We start from the raw sequence: 18,844 nt of genomic DNA on the forward strand, positions 1-18,844 counted from the left end.
CGCTCCTTGCTAGTGTCGATTGGAGCTGCGTGAACCTTCGACTTGCGTTGTCGACAAAACTGTCGAGGAGCTTGTTTCATTGGTCGGTTGAACGGCGGGCGTAGGAGAGCATCTGTCCAGTTCCTCCATGCTTGGTCGTCAGTCAGTCAGCGCGGCTGTTGGGCCAGCGGCGACACGATCGCTCATCCGTGAGGCTGTAACGGCGGCGTCTCAAAGTGGCCCTCATTCCGACGCCATGAATCACGCCCAACGACAAAACCACGTAAGAATGCTAGGAAATCCTGAGACGTCTCATTACCTCATTCGGCGAGGGCATGCGGGATGCTTCCTGACATAGCACGTCCCGCATCCAGAGGCTTGCCTGATCACTATTGTGAAGGGCGGGCCATTGGAGGGCCTGTGTGAACGCGGGCAACGGTAGCGGAAGGTCAGCGATCCGCAGGGGTATTGTCTTTTCGAGCTGCTTGACCAGGCGTAAGGGCATTGTCGCTATGCGCTCGGTCCCTGAAAGCATGAACGGAATCATGCTGAAGCCCTGCACGACTACTTCGACATGTCTCTTAAGCCCGTGCTCAAGCAAACACCATTCCTCGATGGAAGCCGTCCGGGCGTTCCCAAACTTCACCACAACGTGTCCCATCGACATATACCTCTCGATTGTAAGTTGCTCCGAGAGTAGCTTGTTCGAGCGGCAGCCCACGCACACGAGGGTCTCCTCGAATAGCGTCACCTTAGGATGTGCGCGCGACATGAGCAATTCCGGAAAGATGAGAAAATCGGCGTCACCGCGCCGCAGGTAATCATCGTAGTTATCGGCGATAGGCAGCAACTCGAAGCAGACGGCGGGCGCTTCTCGGGCGACACGCCTCACGACCTTTTCAAAAAAAACGAGTGCGGCGTAATCGGAAAGGATGACTCTGAAGCAGCGATCCGATTGAGCCGGGCTAAACGGATCCCAGGATATGATCGAGACCTGGATGTGAAGCAGAGCCTCGCGGACCGAAGGCGCGAGCCGCTCCGCACGCGGGGTTGGAACGAGTTCGCGACCCACCATGGTAAAAAGGTCGTCATTGAAATAGGTGCGTAACCTGCCGACGGCCGCGCTCATGGCCGGCTGGCTCAGGTTGATGCTGCGCGCCGCCGCCGTGAGATTACGCTCGGTCATCAGGGCGTCGAGTGCGACGAGGAGATTCAGATCAAGGCCCTTGAACCGCATGTCTTCATCCGTAGCGAGGTGGGGAGAGAAAAGGTGAAAAGGCTCGGTCTCGCGGTGCGGCGCCGAGAGAGATCAGCAAGCAAAGGGTCGCCTAAAATTGGGAAAGTATCGACATTCCAGCCGCCGTGGCTTCAATGGTCTTACTGCTATCTTCAACCGACAAGATTCAGTGGCGCCTGATCATTCTGGCGAGTAGCAGTGATTTCCGCGGATATAGGTTGCGGTCTGCGACGTCGATGACTTCGGCGTCTTGAATATGTACTTCGGGGGGTAAGACGCACTCGTAGCATTCACCTTCTTCGGCAGGTGCATCTTGGCAATTGCAGTCTTGAGTGTGCTCTGCTGAATGGGTTTTGTCGGCACCGGTCTGGTTTGCGCGGAGGTCACTTATCGCCGGGCCGGAATCTTGGTCACGATCATCTGCTGCAAACGACGGCCCGGCCTGCAATGTCAATGCGAGCAACGCGGCGACGATGACGTGGTAGTAGCCAATAACCTTCATGGGACGTTTCCTTTCGTTGGCTAAGGCCAGGCGACACCAAGTAGGATTGATGCCATTCCCGCCGCCGGTACTTCGGGGCTACGGGTGTTGTTCGATTGGTCGAGAGCCTTTCAACGGATCATACCCGGTGGAGTGGAGATGGCCGTCTATGGAACATCCGCGAAAATTGGTGAAATCTATTGTTTAAATGCGAGTCATCCATTTGATGCATGAGACGACGTCTTGCCAGCCCGAACCACCAAGTGTCCGCCAAACCCACTGTTTTCGGCGGTGCTTTTTCACCCAATCGCGACTTCTATCCTCGGTGGTCTTGCGCATGTCGTTGCCGCAATCCCCCTTCATCCCGGATGGCAAAGGGCGCCGCATGCACCGGAGTGACACCGAGGAATCCCTTATCGATCTCCTAAAGATCTGCCGGTGTCATACACGGTCCATTGATACTGTGATGATAGCCCGCTATCATCCCAGAGGACTCGGTTGGATTTCGCCTCATCGGACTCTACGATGTAGCCCAGCGGCAAAGGTCGAAGGAGGATTGGTTCACTTTGCTAACCGGCGGCGGAAATGAATTGCAAAAAAAGGAGATCGAAACGGCTATAGGCTCGTGTTTCTGAGCAACACGTCACCCTCCACTCCTCGGGGATACTCAACTACCATCTGGAAGGAAGGTAAGAGCTCAAGAATGGCGCGCAGGGGAGCTGGCCTTCATAGAGCTCCTGATCACTATACTCAGTATATATGTAGCGCGTTCTGCTCAGGATCTGATTGCCCCCGGCAATAACGTCGGCCTCGGCTCCTTGCACATCCATCCAGATGACATCGATGTTCTCTAGGCCAGCTTCGCCGCACCAGTCATCCAGCCTTCTCGTCTCAACGGAAATCGGACGGTCAAACCGAACCAACGCATACTCAGAAAGGTGGTTCTTGGGACGGCGTATCGAGCCCGAGAGATCCCATTCCTTAGCGCTGCCATTTCCATTGCTGCGTTGAGCAAGATCGGAACGCCGGTTCGCTTCCCGAAAGCATTGATTAGCTCCCAATATGCGGGATTTGTCTCGCGTGACACCGTCTGCAAACGAGCCGTACCATCTACGTGCGTTATGGCGCCTAGCGAACTACGCTGGGATTCGCGCACAGACACTACAAAATTCATAAAAGGAAATTCCCGCAAGGTACCTGGCAGATCAAAGAATTTCGCGGCATCCTCCTCCAATACCGAGGGAGCAAATGGGCGGTAGCCTTCCCGCTTCTTGACCATCATATTAATTCGATCCTTGTTTGAGGCCGGCCTCGGGTCAGCAAGAATACTTCGGTTGCCCAGCGCCCGTGGACCGAATTCCGAACGTCCCTGCACCCAGGCGATCACGGCGCCATCCGCAATCCATTCCGCTGCTTTGCCTGTCACGTCATCACTGCGTTCAATGTCGAGATGCTGGCCCCAAGCAACAAGTTCCTCCTCCACGCTTCCTTCGCTCCCCAGGTGGGGTCCCCAATAGACGTTTTGCAAACGCTCACGAGGTGCCGGATGTCCCAGATCATGAGACGCCATCAATGCGGCGCCTAGTGCGCAGCCAGCGTCATGGGCAGCCGGTTGTACGAAGATGTCTTCAAACATCCCCGAGTACAGCAGCTTGCCATTCAAAGTGCAGTTGTGAGCCACTCCTCCGGCCAAACACAGTCGTTCTATGCCGGTAACCTTGGTGTAATGCCGCAGGACGTGGAACACGATCCGTTCCAGTGCTTCCTGCAGTGAAGCACTCACATCTTTATGCTGCTGCGTGAACGGCATGCCTTTCTGGCGTATTTGGATGTTGCTGAGCAACGTGGGACCAACTCGGTCGAGATAGACCCGGTAACCACCGTCGTCTAGGAGTTCGTAGAATTGTTGGAAGATCGCGCGGTATGACGCGGGATTACCGTAGGGTGCGAGTCCCATGACCTTATATTCATCGAACGCGCCATAACCTAGGAAGCGGATCGTTTCCAAGTATAGCAGCCCTAGAGAATCGTTCTCCGGGAATGCCACGAGTGGCTCAATCTCCGTGCTGGAACCAACCGCCAAAAGCCCCGAAAGAAAGTCCCCACCGCCGTCAATTGAGAGGACCAGACTTCGCTCGAAGCCCGACATGAAAAACGAGCTCACGGCGTGCGACATATGGTGGCTCACGAAGGAGACACGTGAGGGATCAATTTCGGCACCAAATTCTTGCCCGAGTAATCCACACAACAACAGCCTCGCATCCGGTATTGGGGCGCTTGGGTGAGAGAGGCGCACGCGCTCGAGCACAGCGTTGCAATAGGCCTCGGTCGCATAATACGCGATGCGGTCTATGTCGTTAAGGTGAACACCTGCAGATGCGAGGCAATATTGAACCGAACGTGTTGGTAGCTTGTTGGAGTGCTTGATCCGGTTAAGGCGCTCCTCCTCGACCGCCGCTATCACTCGGCCGTCGCGAACGAGAACCGCAGCCCCATCGTGCATAAAGGTGTTCGGTAGATCGAACGAATTTTCGTAGACTCTGCTTAGACCGCCACTGAGCCCTAGACACAGCATGTTGCTCTCCAGTTCGTTTCGAAAGGTAGGTCGCTCTGGCTTGGCCTCCGGCTTTCGTAGTTTCATAGGGTGGTGCTTGACAGTGCAGCTAGAGCTCACGGGCCGAAGCCGAAATCAGATCGTGACCGGATCGGTGAGATTGCCGACAATCGGCGCTATCAGAAACCCAGACCGAAGCATTTGCGGCAGTAACGCCGCGTTGCGTATCCACATTACCCAGTCCTTCATCTTTCCGCCCCACAGCCACAAGGGAAAATCAACGACGTTTGGTCGTCGCTGCAAAGGTCGTAGACCGTGTCCTTGCAACGGCGAGTGCGCCTGCGTTGGCTCCGAGGCATAGCAAACAGAGTTCTGCCGCCGGTCTCTATCACCGCATGTGCGCCAGTACCGAACTCAGCTCCCATGCGGTGAGACCGCCATTGATATCAATCACGTTGAACAGAGGCTACGGTGTGAGAACCAATCTGCGCTCAATGTGCAAAACGCGTGTTCCTTAAGGGGAAGCAGTAGAAAGATGACCAGCGCGCGCGGTGAAACTCGACGAATAGGAGGCGGCATCGACCGGGGCAAAGTGCGTCCCTTGAGAGCCCGCTGAAATGTCGAGAAGCAACGACCAAGATTCTGGCCGATCACTTCGAGTGCAAGATAACGATCGAGACCAGGCAGCAGACGGACTGCCCCAGGCCGTTTTCCCAGCACAGTCTGCACGGCACCCGAGGACCCATTTTAAGAACTCCGAATTATCGCTTTACAAAGCGCTTCTTCAGCGTCTTCTAATGGCAACCGTTTCGATCAGTAAAATCGATTGTTTGGATGGAATGCATCCAAAAAAAAGATGGCGTGACTCCCCGGTGAAGCGGGCGGCGCCCCCATCCTTCTCTCAATGGCGGCCGTGTTCAAGGCAGATCCGCCTGCGACATTCGGACCGACGAACTCCTCGTGTCTAGTCGTATAAGCAACACTCCTTCGCTACTCTTGTTCAGCCGACAAAGCCAAGCCGCGTGTTCGTCTTGGCACATCGATGAGCGTGATAGCCGCGCCTGCTGCAAGGAAACGGCGTTCAGTCTTGGTGAGCGCTGCCGCAGCGAGTGCCGCGAAACGTGGGCCAAGCGCTTCATCATTTCCCGAGCGTAAGTGCGCAGCATCTGGTCGGTGAAGCGCGAGCCGAAGGAGAAGCCCGGGGGTTGGTGCGCCGCTCCTTCACGACTTCAGGGATCGGCTCTGAGTATCGATATCGGTCAGGACTTCGATAGTCCGAATTTGCGACTAAGAAGTTTGCGGCCGGCCTGACGCTGCCGTGTGCAATATAGAAGACGGTCTTCGCCGCTGACCCCAGTCCGATTTCCCTCCCAACAAATCGCTTTCGCCCAGATGTCGCCGGATGAGGCTTTCCCACTGTACCGCCTCGAATTGCATGGAGTGCGACGAGTTCAAGAGTTGCTTCGGACCAGAGGAAGTCTGACCGGCCCCGCATGGGCACTCCTTCGATCGACATTGAAGCCGTACGTTACATCGCGGCGGTGTTGCACGGAGGAGGGCAGACACTGCCACGGCTGAAGCCGAGAAGCTTCGCCTGGCGCACGACGGATAGCTTATGCTCGCGGTCGATCATTTCTTTCCGCCCAGCAATCCCGCCTTGCCGAGCGCACCGGACAAAAAATCGTTCTCCAGTGTCAGCTCGCCGATCTTGGCGTGCAGCGTTTTGACATCGACGGTTGGGGCTGCTGGTTCCGCCTTGGCTTCATCCCCGAAAACGCCAGTCGCCCCCTCAAGGAGCTGCTCTTTCCATTGCTTGATCTGATTGGCGTGCACGTCGAACTGCTGGGACAATTCCACCAGTGTCTGCTCGCCTCTGATAGCGGCAAGCGCCACCTTCGCCTTGAAAGCCGGGCTATGGTTCCGGCGCGGTCGTCTTGTCATGGTATCTCCTGTTCCCGGCATCTAAGCCAAAGTCAGGCAGAAATTCCACTTATCCTAGCTGTTCAAATTTCCCGAGCCAGCTCTGGCTGTCCATTGCCTCCCTATGCTTTGTGACAGTGCGGCGCGCAATGCTGATGCCGGTTTCCTTCAGCCAAGCGACGATTTCATCGTCGGAAAGTACTTCCGAGGCCTCTGCGGCGATACTTGCCTTGATGCGGTGGCGGATGCGCGAGCGCTTCCCCGGGGGCCACGATAAATCGGCAGAGGCGCGGTAACTTCAAAAAAATAACGCGGGGCTAAAAAATTGGCCGCAGGCTAGTCCGTGGGTATGGACTGGAAGTCCGGTAGGCGCTATTCGTGCCGTTCCAGCATAACATCAGCCACCCCGTGGATTCTCCAAGGCCTCTTATATTGAAAAAAGTGCAACGCAGTTTTGCCGTCGAGTACAAGAACGGCAGGCGAAAACTCGATACCAGATCGAACTCGATCTGGGGCAATGTGGATCTAAAGTCAGTCGCGCGCGATCTAGAGGAAGAGGCATTGCCTGCTCTGTCAGGTAGCTCTCAGAGTGGCAAACCCGACAGCGAAATGTCTTTGCCGGAACAAGATCAGGCCGAGCAGTTGTTGACAGCGCCTCTCGGCCCGTCGACAACTGCATCAGATACACAGGAGATGAGCATGGCCGACGAGACTAATACGACAACCAATGTCGATGGACAGACCGTTGTCGAAACGCCTAATGCGCCGAAGAAACAGCGCAAACCGCGCGCCAAAAAAGCCGCGGCACTCGAGACCGCGTCCGCTGACGCTACGGCAGAGCCAGCAGCTGCTCTGGCCGGGGCCGGTGGTGTAAAGAGGAGAGGGCGCAAGACAAAGGCGATCGAAGCCACGGCGAGCGCCAAAAGTGCACCTATGCGCCGCGCTCCAAAAGCTGTGCAGACAGCGCCGGCCGCCCCGATGACGGCGATCGATGAGATGGCAGACCTTTTGCAGTTGGAAGAAGAAAATCAGCGACTGCGCAAGCTTCTTGCTGAAAAACTTCGCGCTGAAAATGAAGATCTGCGCAAACGGCTCAAGCTCGATTAATATAAGCAGCCGGTCAATTAGCCGGCCGTATCTACACTCTTATCGAGACAAACAATTCGGCAACGGTAAATGCTGTTGCCGGACCTAAAACTCACTGCCTGCTTGCGGGATAAAACGCGAGGTCAGATAGATGGCGTCTCCCTGGAAACTTCTTGCCCGACTGATCTCACCGGGTCGCGAACAAAAGCGAGAAAACGGCTCGGACCAAAAGGTTACGCCGGACCCGTTGGCTATTGCCGGTCCGACCGAAACGCCTGCCGAGAAGAGCCTGATTAGCGCCGTTCGACCGGCAAGCGAGGGGCTTCCCCGTCACGGCCATTCTCCTGCAATTTCCACCGAGTTTGTTGTTTCCAAAGAAGTCGGAATCGGTATCGGCATGAACGAGACTGAGGAGGCCATCTCTCGTCGCAGCCACGATCAGGTCGACGGCCAAGACGCCAAAATCGTTGAGGCGGCTGATCCACCTCCATTCGGCGAGCTTGGTACCGACATCGTCGCTGGGCATGATGCTACGAAGTTCGTGCGAACTCTCGAGGTCGCCCCGCGTAAGAAGGCATCAGCCGCGATTGCAAACGCGGCCCCGGCAATTCACACTGCGGACCAGATGAGCCTCGACGAAGACATCAGGGTGCTCAGGGGGCAGCTAGCCAGAAAGCTAAGGCTGCAAAACGCGCAGTTGAGAACAATGCTGGAGCGGTTTGAACGGTGACCTGTCGCAGTGCAACACGTTGAGCCCGGTTTATTGCAAGTGACGGCATTGAAAGCGTTCTCCTAGGCCACGTCGAAGGATCATTGTTCAGCGTCAGGCAACCTGTCGCCCTGGGCATGTTGATGGTTCTTGCCGCCGGTGCTTCGCGGAGCCAGCGGCAGCATCACCTGTGTACGGCTAGGGTTCCAAGCACGGTCCCATTTCGTCGACATCGACGACAAGCGTGTTTAGGCCATGTTCTAGGCATTTAACCGCGCTCGATCGCCACTGTGGACATCGAGCCTGCCGCAGGTTTCTTGATGCGCGTCTCCGCCGCTTGCGCAATCGAAGCCGCATTGGTGACGTCAAGCTGAACTGTCCGGGCGTCTGGTCCGGCGCTTTGAACGAAGGTGTCGCCTGCTTCAAGTTGGCGCGCGCAACCGAGCCGGTGAAGCCGTTCTGCGCCAGACCTTGCACGATCTGACGGCGGATTTCTTTGCCAGTGGCGAGAGCTGAACTGTGACGCGATCGAGACCGACACATGCCATTGACTTCGAATTCAGCGATCGATTTAAATCGAGCAATTGGGGCTTGCCTCCTGCCTAACATCTCGACGAACTCGAGCTCGATTATGTGATCACTCTAAGGCCCTCCGTTTGCCAGTCTAGATGGGCTGGCGGCCAAGATAAGCATCGAACGCGGCAGCGACATGGCGAAGGGCAGAGCGACATTCGTGCCGTACACGGACTAAACCGTTGTCAAACTGAACGATCCCGTCCTCAGCCAGAATCTCTAGCTGCTTAGCTGAACTCACTAGATGGGTCTGATCAAATCCCTGGGCCGTACAGATTGCTGATATGTCCGCCTCCAAGTAGCACATGAGCTGTTCGATGATTGCAGCTCTTACGCGATCCTCGGTAGTTAAACGGTAGCCCCTTGAGATCGCCAAGCGGCCGGATGCTATGTGTCGGTTATAACAGCTTTGCGTGAGATCGTTTTGAACGTAACCGTCGCCGCAACGACCGATGGCGGACGCGCCCAAACCGATGACAGTTGGGCAGGTTTCGGCAGAGTAACCAAGCGAATTGCGGCGCAGACGACCAGCTCTCTGTGCTATTGCAAGCTCGTCATCCGGCAAAGCAAAATGGTCGAGACCGATTTGCAGATAGCCTGCTGCAACTAACGTATCGGCCATGGCTGAGGCCTGCTCAGCTCGCGCGGCTATATCGGGCAGTGCTGCGGTGTCAATCAAGCGCTGATTTTTTCGAAAAGATGGAACGTGGGAATAACCGAAAACCGCGAGACGGTCGGGACGCATCGCAATAGCTAACATTGCGCTCTCTAGACAGGACTGGACGGTTTGGTTCGGCAAACCGAACATCAGATCGAAATTGATACGCCTGACCCCATACAGGCGGAGGTTTTCGACGGCGGTCATCACTTGCGCCTCGCTCTGAATCCGGTTGATCGCTTTTTGTACGACGGGATCGAAGCTCTGCACACCGACGCTTGCGCGATTCACACCGGCTCTTTCTAGGGCTTCGGCCATATCGGTGGTGAACGTGCGCGGGTCGACCTCAATGGCAATGGTTGCGCCTCGCTCAAGCGCAAAACGGCCGCGCAGGAGTTCCATTAGCGACAGGAAGTCTGCCGATGGCATAATGGTCGGGGATCCGCCGCCAAAGTGCACGTCACCCACGGAGAGTGCCTGCGGCACTTGCTCGGCGACCAGGCGGATTTCCTCGCGCAGCATTGCTAGATAATCGGTTATCAAAGTATCCCGACGAGTGATGCTAGTCGGAAAACCACAATACCAGCACATCGAGCGGCAGAATGGAATGTGGAGATAGAGCGAGACAGCGTCATCAGTTCCCTGGCTTCTCAGCCATTGCTCATAAGTGTGGGCGCCGATTTCTGGAGAAAACTCCTGTATTGTTGGGTAGATAGTATACCAAGGCAACTGCGCCCCGCTATTTGTGTTCGGAACGAAAATCGACGACGGTGCGCGCACAGACTTTCGCCTGCAGTCCGTGTCACGTTCACATTCAATATTTGACACGTTTTTTTCCCTCGAAAGCTGGGTCCTATTGGGCACGTGCCACGCCCGGAATGGACTTGATGTTCGATTTGACGTCGCATTCGGAAAGCGCCTTCGGCTCATCGCCAGGCTCGTCGCCGCTCGTTGCGACGCTGAGGTGCTTCTTGCGGCGCTTTGCCGCCTTGTCTGGATATTGCGCTAACACTTCCGCAATGAGCTTTTCATGCAAAACGCTGTCATTCTCGTAATCAAGGCTCATGGGCCCCTGCCCCTTTCAAGGTTCGGGTTAGGTCGTCGTCGACGAAGCGTCTTTCGTGGAAGGACGCGCTGGCTCAAGGGCCAGCGCGTCCTGTCGACAGCGGCAGTTATTGAGCCGCAGCCACCGCTGACTCCTTGGCCTGTAGTTCGGCCAGCATCTGCTCGTCGCTCTTCATGATGCCGAAGTCGAGCAGCATGTCTTCGAGCTCTTCCATGGTAATCGGGGTCGGAATGGTCCCTTGGCCCGAATTGGCATGGATCTTCTCGGCTAGCGCCCGATATTCCCCGGCCTGCTTGGAGTCCGGCGCGTACTGGATCACCGTCATCTTCCTGAGCTCGGCGTGCTGGACGATGTTGTCACGCGGCACAAAGTGGATGAGCTTGGAATTGAGCCTGGCAGCCAGCGCCTCGGAGAGGTCGAGCTCGCGGTCCGTCTGGCGCTCGTTACAGATCAGGCCGCCGAGCCGCACGCCGCCGGAATGGGCATATTTCAGGATGCCCTTGGCGATGTTGTTGGCGGCATAGAGCGCCATCATCTCGCCGGACATCACGATGTAGATCTCCTGGGCCTTGTTCTCACGGATCGGCATCGCGAAGCCACCGCACACCACATCGCCAAGCACGTCATAGGAGACGTAGTCGACATCGTCATAAGCGCCGTTCTCCTCGAGGAAATTGATCGAGGTGATGACGCCGCGCCCGGCGCAGCCGACGCCCGGTTCCGGACCGCCGGACTCCACGCACTTGATGCCTTTGTAGCCGGCCTTGAGCACGTCCTCGAGCTCAAGGTCTTCCACCGAACCTTCCTGGGCTGCCAGATGCAGAACCGTGTCCTGTGCTTTGGCGTTCAGGATCAGCCGGGTGGAGTCGGCTTTCGGGTCGCATCCGACGATCAGGATCTTCTGCCCGAGGTCGACAAGCGCTGCGAGCGTATTTTGGGAGGTGGTGGACTTGCCGATCCCCCCTTTGCCGTAAAATGCGATTTGACGCAAATCTGACATATCGCCTTCCTTCTTTCGTTCCATCCATCGCTGAGTAAAAGGCCGGCAGCTCGCGCCGCCTCCCAGGGCAGTCTTCAAAACCCGTGCCATGTGGGCAGCAGCATATAAAACAGTTGGTTTGCTGATCTTCAGCTATTTAATTCCAAACTTTCGAAGGCGGGTTCGACAAACTCTTGTCCCGAAGCCGCCAAACTGGACGAAGCGGCTGTGAGGTTTTGTCGGTTCGAAATCGCTAGCCTCAAAGATCAACAAATGTCGTCCGTATCCCTACATCCCAAGCGAAGGGACAGAAGTAGTGTGGCAAGTCGTAGAGCCAAACAGATCGATACCGTCTTGATGGCCGATCGGCTTCGCACCACGCGTCGGATTAAGGCCGGATGATCAGCAGAACGCAGATGAAGGCACAGTAGAGATTGTCGCTTACAACAAACTCGCTGTTATGCTGTCTCCATGAACACATAGGAGGAATGCCGCCAGCTTGGCAGCTGCAGTCTTGCGGCCGGATTGTTTCGCCATAGGCTGAGATTGACAACAGAGCCGGTTTCGATCGTCAGCGGGTCAATTCTGAGGAAATGCTCGAAGGCTACAGCAAAGATCGGAGCAAGGTATCAAGTAAAAGCGCTAGTCGCAGATGCTTTTTTCCAGGCGCACGCTCAGCTCCGACAAATTGTGGATCGCGTAGTCGAATACGGCGAAGAGCTTATGGCAATTTTAGTAGGTGCTATCAAAATCGCCCGATGATCACCATCCGACGACGACATCACCGCTCATCTTTAAGGAAGTGGCATTTGCGCGTGCCGCACAGTCGCAAATATCGGGAGCAAGGATCCCCGTTCTCGGTCCAACGTCGCCGGACAAGCCCGCTAGGTTGCATCTGGGGCCTTCACGTTTTCAAGATCTGGCGCCCGACGAACTCTGCCGCTCCAGAAAGACTTCCGCTTTCCTCAGGCAGAAAGCATTCATTAAAATCGCCGCATTCCTTGCAGCTGGGAGCGCTACAAAGGGAAAAGCCTTCAGCTTCGCAAATCTTGCGGTAAAAATACTTCTTCCACCTCATGTTGTTGGTGTTGCCTGCCGCCAGCGCCGGAAAATGCGCGAACAGCAATCTGCCAAGTTCGGTCTTGTCAAGCAAGCCGAGATCCCGCCAGAGGTGGTCTTCACGCATGGAACGTCGCGCAATGATCTTAGCGAAACGCACGCCCTCAGGGTCGCCTGGCCGGACATACGCTAGAAGCATATCGCGCAACAGTTGCTCCTCCGCATCACGCACGCAATCACTCGCCTCTTGCAGGGCAAAGGCGCGGATGAGCCTTGCCGGGAAACTGCGGGTTGGAATATCCCGCAGCTCCCTAAGTGAAAGGCCGGTTGCCTCGGTCGCGGTGGCAATCCCCATCTCAATTTCTTCAAGTGCGCGCGAAAAAACGCGGAAGAGCACATAGTCATCAAAATATAACCTAAGACCCATCTGGCATGGTCGGCTGACATAGAGTGTTTGGCAATCGTCGCAGTGGTCGACGGCTATGCTGGTTTGACGTGCTGCGTCCGCTATCGTCGAGACCCCGATGTGATGCACATTTGGCATGCGCTTCGTCACTTTCTCCAATAATCGAATTCAGTTGGCTGCTTTGGCCCTCGCAAGGCGAACATTCAAAGATTGTGCCAGCTTGAGCAAGTGACACTTGAAGCCTCGATCGCCCGTGCAGCGGGGAGGCGATCCCGCCTCCAGTGGTCGCCAAACGGACAAACGCAGGCTTTCAATCTGCGGCGCCGATCGAGCAGTCTGAATGCAGCAATCCGAGCGAAGATCAAAGATCAACGCCTGCGCAAAGACGCGTTAGCCGATAGAGTTATCCATATGTCTCTTCTATAGTCCTCAGAGTAGTTGGAGACCGGGCCTGTTCGCCGCGCTCCGAAGGCCGCCGCCATAGCGAGCAACAAGGCGGCGCCAGTATCTCTCCGGGATACGCAATAAAATCTGCCGCTTCCTATCTATTGCATTTTTGTACGCTCTCCGCTGCGGTCGCGATCGGCTTCCTTGGTTAGACACCTCCGTCATGCACCAAGGTCGCCAATCAGGAAAAATAGATTGATTGGATGTCATCATTTGCGTTTTGAATAACGCTCAAAACGCGGCACCAAAAACGCCTGGGGACCGAGGGCGAATTCGCGACCGCGGCACTCAGCGCACTTGAGTAAGCCAACAGTGAGCGCGGCTGTTGCCCCGGTTGCGCTAGCCAAATGTCGTGATGCTCGGATGGAACTCGCCGATTGCAGATTTTCTTTCTGCTTTCAACGTCGTAAGGAGTGCATTGATAGAAGCTCCACTCGTCAGCTTCGAGTTCAGGCGCTCGCGTCTGCAGCGGTGGGAGATGGTTTCTAATTCTGCCGGGTATTCGTACAACGTAAAGATCTCGTCAAATCTGGAACACGCACTCGTTTGCATAATCTGCCCAAGGTCGGGATTCCGTTCCGCAAAAGTGGGACAAATGTCGAGCCATACGAGCGGCGACGCCGATGGCCGCCACGTTCGATTGCTGAACCCGCCCTGGTCGACTGCGCGGCCGCCGGTATGGTTTAACATCGTCGCGTACATTGTTGGCGCGAATTCTGTATAGGGGCGTGCCGGAATAAAAACATGCCAATCATAATATCACATCAAATACAACATGATGATCGCTATCGGAGCGCCGCGTCCGGAGCCAAGCTTGGTTTAAGCCGAACCGAATTGGCGCAGGACCATTTACACAGCACACTGAAATCTGCATATTGCCGCGCGTTGTCGCTATCCCGAGTTGATGGACAAGTCGCTTTCGCTCCAGCCAAAAGCAGCTGGGCACGGGCTCTTTTCAAGAAATTAGAAGGCAAGGATATGGAAAATTTTGTGTATCTGTTGGAGTCGGAAAGTGCGATCTTTCGCGCCGCTGAGCTCCCTGATCGCAACAGCATTGCATCGATCTCCGGTTTAATTGGCAGTGATCTTATTCAGATGATCCGCTTCGACGACATGCACTCGCTATTTGTTGGGGAAGAAGCTTTGCGAGCTGGGTTAACCGCCTTTACGATCTTTGACGGGTACCCGATCCCTCTTGCCGGGAAAATAGCGCTTTTGGGAGGCGATGGTAGTAAACCTTATCGTTCGCCGTCAATAATGATGACGGAAGCCGCGCGACGTTTTGAATGTTGCCGGCCGGTGCTTGATCCTGTGTTTGTTCCGATGGACCGAGTAGTGAACAAGGGCCTCATCGTTGCGGGCGCACTGGAAAGCTTGCAAGTGCGTATTGATCGCCGCTCCCCGGTGCTCCTATGAGCGCAATGACGAATGATAGGATCCGCGAGAATGAACTCTATCGCGCCGGTTCGCTCAGAGTCCGCGAGCGTGGCGCCATGGGCACGAGAAACGGAAAGCTGACGCCTCAAAATTGCGGCGTTTACTACGTTGCCGAAGGCCTCCCGTTCCACTGGACAAGGTCAACACTGAAGGGCGGAAGACATTCATTGCATTTGCCGAGTTGGAAGCCGCGAAGGAAGAAGTCGCCACTTTGGCGTATTCGCGCTTACCCGGCTTTTGGCAACCTATGGCACCAGCTGAATGCCGAAGTATTTGATCGCTGTCGACGGCGCAGCCCGCATTGATTGCAGACGCTGTTTCAACGCCTGCTCACGGCGAAGTCATGCACGTTCATAGGGTGGACGAATCGGGCGAAATCGTCGGCGTTGACGCAGTTGAAACATTGGACGAACGAACGGGGAGCAAGACCTTGCCCTTTAGAACCTTTTTTTGCATCCTGCTGCTGGTCACGTGCACCAGTGCTGTTTCGGCTTACGCTGCCTCGCTTTCCATCTTCAAAGCGTTCGCCGTAACCTTAGCGGCTTCGTTTTTGCTTCAGGTCATCTATTTCTTGAGCCTGCTATTTATGTCCTTCCGGCCCACGCGCGAGAGCGACAGGTCGATACATTCAGGAACTTGGCAGGCAGACCAGCCACAAAAACGTGATCGCGATGAAACTGAGCAGTCCAACGTCCCCCAGCTTGACCCAAGGCGTAAACGGCGCACCCCTTAAGGCAATTTCGGCGGAGGACAGATTATCAAATATACCGAGCATTACCACTTGGTGTATTCTGCGTACGTCGCGGTTATACTAGCATATTTGCTGTATCAATACTTATGCCATCGGATACGACCAAGTCTAATACCGAAGAAAGGATCGCTTAACCGCCCGAATCATTTCAAAAAATATTATAGATAGTGGAGGAAGCCCGTGGGCTTACGTGTAATCGCGTGTTCTGCCCCCCAGTTTTCTCACGGCGAGGCGGGCGAAATGGCATTATCAAGCGCCGATCCGGCAAGCCTCTACAATGCCTGCAGATATGCTGCGTCACTGGCATCCAAGGCGGAAGGTGCATGGGGCGAAAGCAATTGGCGCGGCACCAGGAGTGACAGGCGACAATCAACGCTTCTGCTATCTGACATGGACGATGTGCAGCGAAGGCTAACGCCGCTATTAGTCCGGGTCCGGCCCAATTTAGTTCTCATAGGAGCGATGTCGATATGCTTCCGTGGTGCGATTGAGACAGCGAAATACATCAGAGAGTTTCTAGGCGATGACGTTTGTATCGTTCTTGGCGGTCGCCACGCCACCGAAACAATATATCGGGATGACGAAAATCGTGTAAGACATCATCTAGCGTCCCCTCTGCGGCTAATTGCTGACGGAAAAGTTTCCAACTGTTTCGACATCGTGCTCTCCGGAGATGGTGAACACTTTATCGCGGAAATTGGGTGCGTCGTAGCTTCCTTGGAAGCAAGAGGTTTTTCGCCAAGGGAGGCGAAATTCTCATTGGGCCACCTGACGACCACCCCGGGGCACTGGATCGCCGGCACAATCATGGACGATCAGGTCCACACTGTGTGCTCTTCGGGCATGCCGCTCGATTATAATGGGATGCCATCCCCAGCCGAAATGTTCGGAATTACAACTAGCTTTGACGTGTTTGGTGGCGCGCCTACCGCGCACGTCTTCAGCGACATCGGGCGTGGATGTATCTATGATTGTATCTTCTGCAGTGAGAGGGTCAGCGTTGTCGGGCCTCCTCGACAGTTCAAGACAAGCCCCCACCGGTTATGCGGCCAGCTCGCAGCAGCCCACCGCGTAGTCAAGGCAGATTACGGCGAAAACTTTCCTGTCTCGGCGTTCATTGAAGACTCAACTCTTCTTGGATGGAATTCGGCCCTCGTAGCCCAGTTTGAAAAGGTATTCGACCCACTCGAAAATCCTGTGCGGCTTGGCGGACAAGCGACCATTGACCAAATCGTTAATAACCCAGCCCTTGCACGAAGACTAGGCCGCATGGGCCTGGAGTATCTTTTCATCGGGGTCGAGACACCGCGCCCAGAACTTGTTGGAGGTCTTCACAAGAACATCGCCACCAAGAAGGGTTCGTGGATGGAACGCGCGGACAAAGCAGTTGAGATCTTGTCCGAAGCCGGAATCAAGGTTGGGGTATCCCTCCTATTTGGCATGGGCGAGGGAGCTGCTGAAAGGCAGCAATTGTTTTCGGCCTTAGAAAGCTGGCGGAAAACGGGCTCTCTGATCACAATCAGCATGAACTGGGCCGTCCAACACCCTTTGAGAAACACGGTTCAGGGGAATGAATATACCTATTTGGATTGGGCGGTGTCGCCCGGTCCCATGCTGTCGTTGTTAAGGAATTTTGGCGAAGCCTCTGAGATCTATCCAATTGCCGGCGGTACAAACCCAGACGAAGCCTCCGTAAAGGATATTCTCCAAGCCACCACGGAGATCATGGCTATGCCGCCTGCACACCCAATGCAAAACCAAGAAGCGGAGCATATATATGCTGAACGGAGCGCCTAAAGGCGGAATAAATTACCCTAGCTCAGACCGAGTATGCGCCGGAACCCATCTCTTTATCGATATGTGGGATGCAGAAAATACGGGAGATACTGAAGCGATTGAGGCGGCGGTAGCGCAAGCCGTTCATGACTGCCGCGCCACGATGCTGGAATCGAGTTATAGAAAATATAGCGAAGATGGGGGCGTCACGGGCTTCGCAATTCTCGCTGAATCGCACATTTGCGTAAATACCTGGCACGAAGAACGCATGGTCGCGATAGACGTATTTTTTTGTGGTTCGCTAGACCCGTACGCGAGTATCGCCGCGTTGCGCGACGTATTTCGCCCATCCCGGATCGATATTAGCGAGCACAAGCGTCTTCTTGGAACAAGAATAACGCATCCAAATATTGTGGAAGCGCTTCAACCGAAAGTATTCTCCGAAATCGAGGTGGAACATGTCTAAGAGCCCGATTTAAAAGAAGTTGTGCGATAACAGGCAGTTGTGATTCCCTATTGGTGCTAAATCAAATGGGGTTTCGATGAGCTGGACTGCTATCGCTCGCCGTGGGCATAACCGAGACGTGCTTCGTTTTCCAAGTGATTTGAAGGACCGGGAATGGACGTTGATCAAACCGCTGATCCCGCCAGCGCGTCGTGGCGGGCGGCGTCGGACGACGAATATGCGCCCGGTCGTGGAGGCGATCCTCTATATCCCCTCGAGCGGCTGCCAATGGCGCATGCTGCCGGGCGATTTTCCGCCGGTTTCGACAGTGCGCGGTTATTTTTATGCTTGGCGCGCGATCGGACTGTGGCAGAGCATCAACCAGCTTCTGGTGATGGCGGCGCGGGAAATCGAGGGACGGGAGGCGCAACCGACGGCAGGGATTATCGACAGCCAAAGCGTCAAGACCACGGAAAGCGGCGGAATATCCGGCTATGATGCAGGCAAGAAGATTAGTTGAGGCGAGCAATGTGCGGCCATGGTGACTGGACGATCGAAATCGTCAAGCAGGAGGCTTCTGGGGGCATCGTCTGGTTTAGAAAGCACCTCCGACTAAGGCGACTGTTGCCGACCGCCGCTTCTGATTAGATGACATGTTTCCGGAAGAGAACATGCCTCGAAAATTTGAGCGTTTCCCGTTTGCCTTTTGGACCTACGCCGATCGAGAAGCTCGACCGTCTCGGTAAGCGCGGGGGTGGAAACATTGAGAACAACGTCAAAACGAGATGACTGCAAGTTCGCAACTTGCATTTGGCGGAAATAAGCTCCGCAAACTTTATTGCAGTGTTCCGGACGGTGAGTCGAGGCGGGTCCAGTGAGATTTGCCCAGGGCCGGCGCTTTTAACGCGGCGGCCTCGGCGCAGTCGACGACGTTCCCGCCCATCGGACGAAAACTGGCGGGGCAACTTCGACGTCGAAGATGGCGCGGATTGTTGCACGAAAGCCCGCCGCGGGGACATCCCAATGCAGGTCGCCGACTATCGGACGCAGACCGGCGTTAGAGCAGGCTTTTGTCAGACATGTACTCAGCGGTTGTCGGCATTGAGACTGAATGGCGGGAGCTTGACACTACGCGCTGCTACGAAATGCCTGCTGAGCCCACGAATTCACCCCGGCACGCGATTTGCTCTGGTCACGGTATGTCGCCAATCGCAGCGCGATGGTCTTCGGGCGGTGCGTCGCTGTTCGCGTCTCGTGAGGTCCCGATGGTTTGCTGTGGCA

At 55.5% G+C, this 18,844-nt stretch carries 14 protein-coding genes and 4 pseudogenes; 8 read left to right on the forward strand and 10 right to left on the reverse strand.

Annotated elements, in window-relative coordinates; all coding sequences use genetic code 11:
- Positions 1-271: 271 nt before the first annotated feature.
- From nodD1 to AB8B31_RS32530, 6 genes and pseudogenes are all read right to left on the reverse strand, one after another.
- A complete protein-coding gene (gene nodD1 / locus AB8B31_RS32505) occupies positions 272-1,216 on the reverse strand; it encodes a transcriptional regulator NodD1 (RefSeq protein ID WP_097622125.1) in 945 nt (314 codons plus the stop codon).
- Positions 1,217-1,382: 166 nt separating this feature from the next.
- Positions 1,383-1,718 carry a hypothetical protein gene (locus AB8B31_RS32510; protein WP_054185970.1) on the reverse strand — a complete coding sequence of 112 codons (336 nt, stop codon included), beginning with the start codon at positions 1,716-1,718 and terminating at the stop codon, positions 1,383-1,385.
- Positions 1,719-2,368: 650 nt separating this feature from the next.
- Positions 2,369-2,620, reverse strand: a complete 252-nt coding sequence (locus tag AB8B31_RS32515) for an FkbM family methyltransferase (protein ID WP_275593057.1) — start codon at positions 2,618-2,620, stop codon at positions 2,369-2,371.
- Positions 2,548-4,272 (reverse strand): carbamoyltransferase family protein, encoded by a 1,725-nt coding sequence (locus AB8B31_RS32520; protein ID WP_275593059.1) that lies wholly within the window; start codon positions 4,270-4,272, stop codon positions 2,548-2,550. The genes AB8B31_RS32515 and AB8B31_RS32520 overlap by 73 nt, the downstream gene beginning before the upstream one ends.
- A 1,528-nt stretch (positions 4,273-5,800) precedes the next feature.
- Positions 5,801-6,192: pseudogene (locus AB8B31_RS32525) on the reverse strand (transposase); the annotation flags it as partial.
- A 49-nt stretch (positions 6,193-6,241) separates the two neighbouring features.
- On the reverse strand, positions 6,242-6,418 hold the full coding sequence (locus AB8B31_RS32530; RefSeq protein WP_439004421.1) for a hypothetical protein: 177 nt from the start codon (positions 6,416-6,418) through the stop codon (positions 6,242-6,244).
- 185 nt (positions 6,419-6,603) lie between these two features.
- Here AB8B31_RS32530 and AB8B31_RS32535 point away from each other — a divergent pair, with 185 nt between their 5' ends.
- Entirely contained in the window at positions 6,604-7,278 is a 675-nt protein-coding gene (locus AB8B31_RS32535; RefSeq protein ID WP_097622127.1) for a transcriptional regulator, read from the forward strand.
- Positions 7,279-7,408: 130 nt separating this feature from the next.
- Positions 7,409-7,987 carry a hypothetical protein gene (locus AB8B31_RS32540; RefSeq protein ID WP_097622126.1) on the forward strand — a complete coding sequence of 193 codons (579 nt, stop codon included), beginning with the start codon at positions 7,409-7,411 and terminating at the stop codon, positions 7,985-7,987.
- Positions 7,988-8,630: 643 nt separating this feature from the next.
- Here the strand turns inward: AB8B31_RS32540 and hemN are convergent.
- The 4 genes and pseudogenes from hemN to AB8B31_RS32560 form a co-directional block, all read right to left on the reverse strand.
- Positions 8,631-9,977, reverse strand: coding sequence for an oxygen-independent coproporphyrinogen III oxidase (gene hemN, locus AB8B31_RS32545; protein WP_439004422.1), 1,347 nt, complete (start codon positions 9,975-9,977; stop codon positions 8,631-8,633).
- Between the two features lie 88 nt (positions 9,978-10,065).
- Positions 10,066-10,263 (reverse strand): annotated as a pseudogene (locus AB8B31_RS32550) (nitrogenase); the annotation flags it as partial.
- 106 nt (positions 10,264-10,369) lie between these two features.
- Positions 10,370-11,263: a nitrogenase iron protein gene (nifH, locus tag AB8B31_RS32555; RefSeq protein WP_054186393.1), complete on the reverse strand. Its 894-nt coding sequence runs from the start codon at positions 11,261-11,263 to the stop codon at positions 10,370-10,372.
- An 883-nt stretch (positions 11,264-12,146) separates the two neighbouring features.
- Entirely contained in the window at positions 12,147-12,845 is a 699-nt protein-coding gene (locus AB8B31_RS32560) for a nitrogen fixation protein NifQ (protein WP_097622243.1), read from the reverse strand.
- A gap of 1,287 nt (positions 12,846-14,132) precedes the next feature.
- On the opposite strand from AB8B31_RS32560, the gene AB8B31_RS32565 reads away from it, so the two are divergent.
- From AB8B31_RS32565 to AB8B31_RS32590, 6 genes and pseudogenes are all read left to right on the forward strand, one after another.
- Positions 14,133-14,570 (forward strand): DUF3846 domain-containing protein, encoded by a 438-nt coding sequence (locus AB8B31_RS32565; protein ID WP_007636966.1) that lies wholly within the window; start codon positions 14,133-14,135, stop codon positions 14,568-14,570.
- A 322-nt stretch (positions 14,571-14,892) separates the two neighbouring features.
- Positions 14,893-15,324 carry an exopolysaccharide production repressor protein gene (locus AB8B31_RS32570; RefSeq protein WP_239621156.1) on the forward strand — a complete coding sequence of 144 codons (432 nt, stop codon included), beginning with the start codon at positions 14,893-14,895 and terminating at the stop codon, positions 15,322-15,324.
- A gap of 408 nt (positions 15,325-15,732) precedes the next feature.
- Positions 15,733-17,139, forward strand: a complete 1,407-nt coding sequence (locus AB8B31_RS32575; RefSeq protein ID WP_245433424.1) for a radical SAM protein — start codon at positions 15,733-15,735, stop codon at positions 17,137-17,139.
- A complete protein-coding gene (gene speD, locus AB8B31_RS32580; protein ID WP_097622241.1) occupies positions 17,120-17,584 on the forward strand; it encodes an adenosylmethionine decarboxylase in 465 nt (154 codons plus the stop codon). Before AB8B31_RS32575 ends, speD begins: the two co-directional genes overlap by 20 nt.
- Before the next feature lie 76 nt (positions 17,585-17,660).
- Positions 17,661-18,077 (forward strand): annotated as a pseudogene (locus tag AB8B31_RS32585) (IS5 family transposase); the annotation flags it as partial.
- Between the two features lie 157 nt (positions 18,078-18,234).
- Positions 18,235-18,417 (forward strand): annotated as a pseudogene (locus tag AB8B31_RS32590) (1-aminocyclopropane-1-carboxylate deaminase); the annotation flags it as partial.
- Between the last annotated feature and the right edge of the window lie 427 nt (positions 18,418-18,844).

This window comes from Rhizobium sp. 62_C5_N11_2 (assembly GCF_051811185.1).
In the GTDB taxonomy this organism is placed as follows: Bacteria; Pseudomonadota; Alphaproteobacteria; order Rhizobiales; family Rhizobiaceae; genus Rhizobium; species Rhizobium leguminosarum.